Source organism: Pseudomonas sp. PA-5-4B (genome assembly GCF_021606215.1).
In the GTDB taxonomy this organism is placed as follows: domain Bacteria; phylum Pseudomonadota; class Gammaproteobacteria; order Pseudomonadales; family Pseudomonadaceae; genus Aquipseudomonas; species Aquipseudomonas edaphica.
Map to the genome: position 1 here is coordinate 1 of NZ_WKDB01000124.1, position 8,153 is coordinate 8,153.

General features: G+C 51.8%; 8 protein-coding genes and 1 pseudogene. 5 read left to right on the forward strand and 4 right to left on the reverse strand.

All coding sequences use genetic code 11. The features are described 5' to 3' along the window. Positions 1 to 817 (forward strand): helix-turn-helix domain-containing protein (locus tag GIW28_RS30195; RefSeq protein ID WP_236490486.1); only part of this gene is annotated, 817 nt, incomplete at its 5' end. A gap of 389 nt (positions 818 to 1,206) precedes the next feature. Here GIW28_RS30195 and GIW28_RS30200 read toward each other — a convergent pair. Further along, positions 1,207 to 2,169 carry an alpha/beta fold hydrolase gene (locus GIW28_RS30200; protein WP_082463578.1) on the reverse strand — a complete coding sequence of 321 codons (963 nt, stop codon included), beginning with the start codon at positions 2,167 to 2,169 and terminating at the stop codon, positions 1,207 to 1,209. 169 nt (positions 2,170 to 2,338) lie between these two features. Here GIW28_RS30200 and GIW28_RS30205 point away from each other — a divergent pair, with 169 nt between their 5' ends. Next, on the forward strand, positions 2,339 to 3,229 hold the full coding sequence (locus tag GIW28_RS30205) for a LysR family transcriptional regulator (protein WP_236447960.1): 891 nt from the start codon (positions 2,339 to 2,341) through the stop codon (positions 3,227 to 3,229). 239 nt (positions 3,230 to 3,468) lie between these two features. Next, a complete protein-coding gene (locus tag GIW28_RS30210; protein ID WP_056858387.1) occupies positions 3,469 to 3,822 on the forward strand; it encodes a hypothetical protein in 354 nt (117 codons plus the stop codon). Between the two features lie 357 nt (positions 3,823 to 4,179). Here the strand turns inward: GIW28_RS30210 and GIW28_RS30215 are convergent, their stop codons facing one another. Both GIW28_RS30215 and GIW28_RS30220 read right to left on the reverse strand, forming a co-directional pair. Then, complete coding sequence (locus GIW28_RS30215) at positions 4,180 to 4,452, reverse strand: hypothetical protein (protein WP_236447961.1); 273 nt, start codon at positions 4,450 to 4,452, stop codon at positions 4,180 to 4,182. A gap of 110 nt (positions 4,453 to 4,562) precedes the next feature. Next, positions 4,563 to 5,168, reverse strand: coding sequence for a VOC family protein (locus tag GIW28_RS30220; RefSeq protein ID WP_236447962.1), 606 nt, complete (start codon positions 5,166 to 5,168; stop codon positions 4,563 to 4,565). Positions 5,169 to 5,255: 87 nt separating this feature from the next. On the opposite strand from GIW28_RS30220, the gene GIW28_RS30225 reads away from it, so the two are divergent. Beyond that, positions 5,256 to 6,035, forward strand: a complete 780-nt coding sequence (locus GIW28_RS30225; RefSeq protein WP_236447963.1) for an AraC family transcriptional regulator — start codon at positions 5,256 to 5,258, stop codon at positions 6,033 to 6,035. A gap of 467 nt (positions 6,036 to 6,502) precedes the next feature. Here GIW28_RS30225 and GIW28_RS30230 read toward each other — a convergent pair whose 3' ends face one another. Beyond that, positions 6,503 to 7,285 carry a substrate-binding periplasmic protein gene (locus GIW28_RS30230; protein ID WP_236447964.1) on the reverse strand — a complete coding sequence of 261 codons (783 nt, stop codon included), beginning with the start codon at positions 7,283 to 7,285 and terminating at the stop codon, positions 6,503 to 6,505. Between the two features lie 702 nt (positions 7,286 to 7,987). On the opposite strand from GIW28_RS30230, the pseudogene GIW28_RS30235 reads away from it, so the two are divergent. Then, positions 7,988 to 8,153, forward strand: a pseudogene (locus GIW28_RS30235) (IS66 family transposase); the annotation flags it as partial.

The window sequence follows — 8,153 nt, forward strand, 5'->3', positions numbered from 1 at the left end:
GGCTTGTCCCTATTTAAGCATGCACTCCCACCAACCATGGTTTGTGTTGCAAGCCGCTAAAGAATTTTCAGTTTCGATATCGGACAGTCCGTTAATTTCACACTTTTATAGTTTTGAAACAAAACTATCCTCGGCATTCATGCTGTCGGTTCCGGACGGCTGTATCGATATAATATTTGACTGTGATGACACCAATCCTTCTGTAAGCGTACATGGAACAATGCTGCAAGCCGGTTCTGTGGAATTTTGCAAGGGGCGCCGCTATGTTGGCGTGCGGTTTTCACCTGGCTTTGTTCCTGATTTTTTAAATCTTTCTGCGGAAGAGTTGATTGAAGGCTCTTTCGACCTTCTTGACGTTAGCGATAATGCCGAACGTGTCTTTGAGCAGGTAGTGCGTGAGAAAAGCTTTATAACGCAACTCACTTTTCTCAAGCAATTTTTCTTGACGAATACAGCTCCGCGAAAATCATTAAAGCTGACTCTTCCAGTCGTAAATATGATTTGCCAAGCCCAAGGGAATGTGTGTATTAAAAATCTGGAGTCGCTAACGGGCTATACCATTAGAACTTTACAGCGCTCATTTCACGATGATCTGGGAATGACACCAAAAATGTTCTGTCGCATCATTCGCTGCCAGTCCGCGATTTATAAAATTCATCATAATAATATTGGGTTTAGCGATTTAGCATTTGACTTGGGTTTTAGTGATCAACCTCATTTTTTAAGAGAATTCAAACGTTTGGTCAGTGTAACTCCGCTGGACTATAAAAACCGTATACTCAAGGAAAACTTTGTTAGCAGAATGCACTTCTATTAAAGCCATCTGCTTCGCGCAGTAGTTATTTCGCTCCGTTATGTATGCTGCGCTCCCGCTCTCTTTCCGGAGCCAGCCCCGCCATGATGCGACCCGACGCAAAAGTCGAAAAAATGTACCCCTACCCCAAACCGGTGGACTTTTGAAAATCCATCGACGGCCTCGCTGCGCGGGTCGAAATGTTCCGACCACTTGGGGACGCCGACTTTTTCAACAAAATCGGCCGATTGCTGCCCTTCGCGAAGGGCAGAGATCGGCCAAAGGCAGTCAGTCGGATGTTTCTACGAAGCTAGGCGCTATTGAGCCACGTAACACACAACACGCTAACGAGTGAGTAGAGAGGACCACCAACAGCGAGCGCACGGCCCGCCGTTGCAGAAGTGCGACAGGGCTTATTTTTGCTGCACCACATTCCGGTCTAGGAAAAGGTGGATTTCGCCACTGATCTCGTTCAAGTGTGTTTCCAGTGCGAAGTGCCCGGTGTCGTAGAAATGTACCTCAGCTTTGGGAATATCACGCTTGAACGCGTTCGCTCCTGCTGGGAGAAAAAACGGATCGTTCTTTCCCCAGACGGCCAACATCGGCGGCTGATATTTGCGGAAATACGCCTGGAACTCGGGGTAGCGCTTCACGTTGGTGGCATAGTCTGCGAACAGGTCTAGCTGGATTTCATCGTTACCGGGCCGCGAAACGAACGCGTAATCCAAGGTGTATGTTTCAGGTGCGATACTGTCAGGGTCCGCTACGCCATGCGTGTATTGCCACTTGATTGATTCTGGTTTGAGCAGCTCGCGCAATGCGTTGCGGTTCTCGGCAGTGGGAGCGTTCCAGTAACGTTGAATCGGGTTCCAGCCCTCGCTGAGGCCTTCAACGTAAGCATTCCCGTTTTGGCTGATGATTGCGCTGATTCTATCGGGGTGTGCGACGGCCATCCGCCAGCCTACAGGCGCACCGTAGTCGAACACTTGAAGAGCGTAGCGATTCAGCGCAAGCGCTTCAGTAAATCCGTCCATGGTTTTGGCGATGTTGTCGAACGTGTATGAGTACTTCGCCCGATCAGGGCTGTCCGAGAATCCAAAACCTGGGAAGTCAGGGGCAATCACGTGGTAACGGTCCGCTAGCTTCGACATCAAGTCGCGATACATGAATGACGAGGTAGGGAATCCATGAAGCAACACGATGGTTGGCGCCGATGGGTCGCCCGCTTCCCGATAGAAGATGCGGACCCCTTTTACCTCTACAAAATGGTGTTGAACGTCGCTTGCCCTTTGGTGGCTAATGTCGGCTGCTTCCACTCCTGCGCTGGCGAGCGCTGCACTGAGGGCAGTGGCGGATAACAACGTTTTAATGCTCATGCAAACTCCTTGGACACTGAATGAAAAAGATAAGTCGTCTATCAGGCGGTGAGTTCATGGCTTGTCGAGCGTCAGGCGCACCCACTTGATAGGGCTATATTGCCTGTTTCAATAACCCAACATAATCTGAGAATATTGGTAATCTCCCTACCAAATATTGGAATATCCCATGGACAGATTTGAGGCAATGAAGCTGCTCGTGGCTGCGATTGATGCTGGCAGCCTGACGGCAGCCGGACGGCTAGCCGATATCCCTCTTCCCACCATCAGCAGGAAAATTTCTGACCTGGAGACGCTTATAGGTAGCCGTTTATTGATTCGGACCACGCGTAGGCTCTCGTTGACCGATGCAGGGGTGGCTTATGTGGCTGCTGCACGCCGAATATTGGAGCAGTTGGAGGTTGCCGAACGCGAAGCTGCCGGAGAATTCATTGCCCCCAAAGGCGAACTGGTCCTGACCGCGCCAATCATGTTCGGCCGGCTGCATGTGCTGCCGATCGTCAACGCGTTTTTAGGTGAGTTTTCCGAAATCAACATCCGGCTCTTGCTTTCTGATCGCAACGCTCACCTCGTTGACGACCACGTGGACATGGCAGTGCGTATTGGAACACTCGCTGATAGCGGCATGATCGCCACTCAGGTGGGGGCCATGAGAACTGTAATTTGCGCGAGTCCTAGGCTACTGCAAGCGTATGGAAGACCTGAATGTTCCGCAGATCTGCAGAACTTGCCAACCGTGCGACTTGACGCCCCTATGCCTTTTCAACACTCAAAACATGGCGTGGCAGAATCAACGAGGCGGATTACCCCGCGCTTATCGGTGACGACCGCTGACGCAGCAGCGCAGGCCGCCATTGATGGCGTTGGAGTCGTTCAGTTATTGCACTACCAAGTCGCGGAAGCGGTCAGCAAGGGACTGCTGGAGATTGTGCTGGATAAATATGAGCCTTTGTCGGCGCCTATCAACCTGATCCACATGTCACCTGGACACATGCCCCTGAAAATGAGGCGTTTTTTGGATTTTGCTGTTCCTCGGTTTCGTCAACGCCTGGATCAGTAAATTCAGCGATGGCGTGCGTCATCATTCAGATGGCATAAGACTTATATCGGGGATGTTGGCGCGAACACGCCGACGAAGTGGGCTAGAGGCCGAAAACCTCTAAGTTGGCAGCAATCGCGGGGATTCGTCATTTTTTCACGAGATAGTTAAGAACAAAATTAAGAGACTGGACCATCAACCACGATTACGATAACGATAACGACCAAAGCCGATTTGCCCCCAAGTTCAAGGAATTGTTCATGCCATTCATTGTTACCTGCGTTGTGTCCCTGTTTTTTTGGACTGTTGTTTCAGCAATCACAGGCGCTGCGGAGCCTTGGGACCTAGCCAGTTACTGGACCATCATCTATCCCGCCGCGCTAGTGTTGTCCGTGATCCTTGGAGCCGTTCTAAAAAGCTCACAGTGGTCCGCAGGCGGCATTGTAATGCTCTCTCAGATCCCCGTGGTTTTGGCGACTTCGGGTACATCCCCGTTGCTAGCTGTTGGTATCATCATTGCGGCCTTTCTCTCAATTCCGGCGATAGCGCTGTCATGGCTCGCCGGCAAATTGCGCTCAGGTAAGAAAGGACGATGGACATCTGCGAAGAAATGAAGGCACCGTTCCAGGAGCACCCGCGACGAATACTGAATACACAATACAGATTGAGCCAGATAAAAAACGGCGGCAAGCTGGACAGTACGACGTAACCACCAACTCGCTCAAATACGACTTTGAGGTCATAACGACTAATGAGACCGCACATGGCCGAGAACTGTTGAGCGGCACCACCATGCCGCCCCATAAATGGGGCTCCAGAATGGTGTACACCTTCGTCCGGTCGTCCGGTGAACCTGTGAGGTTGCGGTGCGCGATTGCACTGATCCTGGCGCCTTGGCGAAAGGCGTCTGGCAACGTCACCTTCTCGACCCCTGCCGTTCACGTTAAATAGAAAGCATCGCCCTTAAGTCATCAGTTTTGTTGAACTCGCTGCGCTACATCGCAAAGCCACCGGCGCAAAAGTTGGGCTGCTTCACCCAGCACCACATCTTTGGCCTGCACCAAATAATAGCCCTTGCCAGTCTTTAGTACAGATTCAAAGACAGGTACGAGAAAGCCTAATTGTACGTCTTCTTCAACCAACCTACGGCTGGTAAGCACTAAACCTTGATCGCGCCGGGCCGCGTCGATTGCCAGCTCAGACTGGTCAAATTTGAGGCTGCTGGAGAAGCTATCGGGGGACATGCCAACCGATGATAACCATTGAGACCAGTTGGCATGAGACGTCATGCGCGACGGAGAGCGCTTTAAGTAATTGCTTTAGGGAAATAAGCTTAACAGCCTTCGGTAGGAAGCTACTCATTAGCCTGCATCAGTTCCAGAGTGATATGATCTGGCCCGGTCACATATACAACTAGAGTTCCCTTGCGTGGGCCTGCGGGAATCGCTTGAGGCTTGCCTCTTGCTTTCCAGCCTGCTTGCTCAATGCGTTCGAGTACGGCGTATATGTCTTGCACTCTCAATGCCAAATGCGCTGAACCAATCGCTGATGCCGTAGGTGGAGAGATACCGTGGCGGTCACCCTGCGAATATTCCAGCAACTCTACTCGGCTGCCATCCGGGCCTTTGACTATTGCCGTTCGCACGCTCGGATCGGCGGTGCCGGTTACTTGCAAAATGAATGATCCGCCCATTTCCGACTGACGCTCAAGAGTGAACCCAAGTCCAATTGTCCAGAAGCGAATGGCTTCTTCCAATGAACTGACTGCGAAGCCAATATGATCGACGGCATGCACCATGTGGTTAGAATTCATCAAATGCTCCTTTAAAGGTTCACGGGCCAAATAGGGAGGTGAGCTTGCGCATCCAGCTGTTACGGCCAAAACACAGAAAATAAATGTGTGAGAGGTACGCATAATCAGGCCAATCCAAGAGAAGCAACATTTGCGTTTTTTAGACATTGAGTATTCGTCTGACCGGTCTTATTCTCCATTAGGCATTCAGGATATGGCTACCTCGGATATGACATTGGATAACGTAAACCAGCCATGAATCGCGCGCTTATGCCACTGTTGGCGATAGAGCAACGCGACCGGGCGATCCGCGAAACGGCGCCCCACACTCATACGACAGGCCAACTAATCGCAAGCCTTGCCGGCCTGCTTTCCGTCAGCACTGACGGCGGCTCATGGGTAGTGCCAGCGACCCATGCCATTTGGATACCTCCCCGTGTCGCACACGCGATGATGTCACATGGCGCTTTTGCAGGAGCGATGGTCTATATCGCGGAGCGAGAGTGCGGGATCCTGCATCAAATGCCATGCACATTTAGGGTCAGCAGTTTGCTGCGCGAAGCGGTAAGCCGCGCTGCATCGTGGGGACAACCACCCCGCAACGAAATGGAGTCGCGGGTTGCAGCAGTCATCTTGGATGAAATTGCTACCTCACCCGCTGAACCCATCGGTCTGACGCACCCCAATGACCCGCGCTTGAGGCGTATCACCGATGCGATACTTGCTCAGCTTGATGACAATAGATCACTTGAGGATTGGGCTGCTTGGTCAGGTATGGCACCTAGAACACTTGCCCGGCGTCTGGTCGCTGAAACCGGTTTTAGTTTTTCTGAATGGCGACAACGTGCGCGCACGTTGCGCGCTATTCAACTATTGGTCGAGGGGATGTCAGTGACGACAACGGCGATTGAGCTTGGCTACGAAAATATTAGTGCTTTCATTGCCATGTTCCGTCGGATAATGGGTGTTACGCCAGGACAATATGTGCGTGCGCAGACACTGATTAGCAAAGAGGCAATTTCTAGATCAAGTTGATGGGTGTAAGAACCGCTGTACCATCCAACCCGATCCTGCACGCTACAGGCTAGACCTTCAACCATGTGCCGGAACAGATGAAGAAAGAAATGCCAGCCACTTCAGGAGTCGCCAGAGCATCAGTTTTCTTTTAACTGGTGGGGCACTCACGCTGCACTCAGCTAGCGCTTGTAACTTCAACCGTGCTAGTTGCTTATTCCCCCCAATACCACCACAAGCACTCTACGAGCTGTTCGTTAGTGCATTGGCTCAGGCATAACGTTAGTGTACGCGAAGTCCATGCTTCGCCTAATTGTGCGGCGCCAAGTGCTAAGGTGCTTTTGTAGAGAGCGCTGCGCGCACCACGCGATAGCCTTGCGTACCCCGCAATGATGTCTATTGGGAAAAGAGAACAGATTTATTTCTCTGTTCTAAACGTCCGCTTCTGGCCGATGTGGGACCTTCGTGAGAGGCAGCAGTCGATGCGTTCAATGTGAAGGACCTTGGAGCCATTTTTTGACGATAGCGTGATATGTGCCATCTTGCTTGATCCGATCCAATTCTGCCCTAAACCGTTCTACGGTTGCGTCTGGCGTAGCTGGACTGAAGGCCATGTACAGTCCTTCTTCACTTGATAGCTCGGGTAACGGCAGTGAACGCACCATCGTCATTTCAGGATCATCCCCATTCTTGCGCATAAGGTGAATGGCGTTGAGCTCATTGGAGATCCACAGCTCAACGTGATCGACCTTAAGCTTGCGGTAAGTGTTCTCGTATATGCTGCTAGACAGTAACTCTTTGCCCACCTGGAACCCGTGGGCCATCATGTACTGCTCACCAACGTCCTGTTTGACAGTCGCGATGTGATACTGACGTGCATCGTCGAGTGAATTCAGCCAAATAGGTCTTTCGGACAGACTGAACAGAAACCACCTCGTCGGTGCGATGGCTCCGACCCATTTGAAGAGATGTTCCCGCTCTTGGGTTCTTGCCATCGAATAGATCAGGACGTTGTCGGAATGTTGCGCTAAATCATAGGCGCGAGCCCAAGGCAGAATCTCAATCTTGGAGTTGAGCCCGAGACCGGCCATAACTGCTTGCACGATTTCCGTACTCAGGCCTGTGACCACTCCGTTTTCTGCCATGTTGTATGGCGGCAATTCCTCAGTGACAACCCGAATCGGCGCTGTAGCCGGATCTGAGGCGACGGAGATGCCTGAGGCAGCGAGTAAGAGGAAAGCGCACAACTGCCTTAAAAGCGGGGAGAACATTTTGCACCTGTGTAAGCACCGAATCCTGTGGGTAAGTCGGACTTCATGAACCTTAGGTATTGTCTGTCTTATAGGCATTAAGACTCGTTCTCACCTTAGGAGTTCATCCACATGAAACCTGAGTGTTGGCTTGCACTTCCTTTGAAGGCTGTCGCTGTATGTACGCAAGGGGAGTAACAAAAACGTATATGCTTGTTTTCATGTGTGCTGCTACCCCATCGCGAGAGAGCGTTGTTACGAGCACCCCATCCCTTGTTGAAAATATCACAAGTCGCGCGGGTTGAGCACCTACGCGCAAGATTATGCACCGTTACTCGCGGGATGAGCTAGAGGAGTGAGCTAAGTAAGCACGCCAATAACCGCACTCACCAGCGCTGCCGCCATGTTGTCTTTGTTGACTATGGCGTCGGGATGGTCTCGCTGAATGATACTGATAGGCACGCTGGCTACAACTGCATCCTGTGGTTCCTGAACCAAGCACTTACCACCAGCTGCTGCCACTGTGTTGGTGTCCCTGGACGCCGCCGCAGTCTCCGCCTGAAAGAACAACGCAAATAACGCGTGGCCCAAATACCTCCGCCGCCGTAGTGGTCGCGGTAGGGACGGCAGTTACCTGCCGCCCCCCGCTCAGATCCGTACGTGCGGAACTACCGCATACGGCTCCTGCCTTGGGTACGTGACGCGAAGCGATCCTCAGGGTAAGGATGTGCACTCTTAGCGATCCCGCGCTCAACACTGGCCCAATGGGTCGGACAGACCGGTGTACAGCTTCAGGCACTGGTTGATGCTTTGCGAGAAGCGGTTCTAGCGCAACGAGTGCATCACACGGATAGAAAAAAGGAAGATGCCATGGACGCAGTAATCCGGC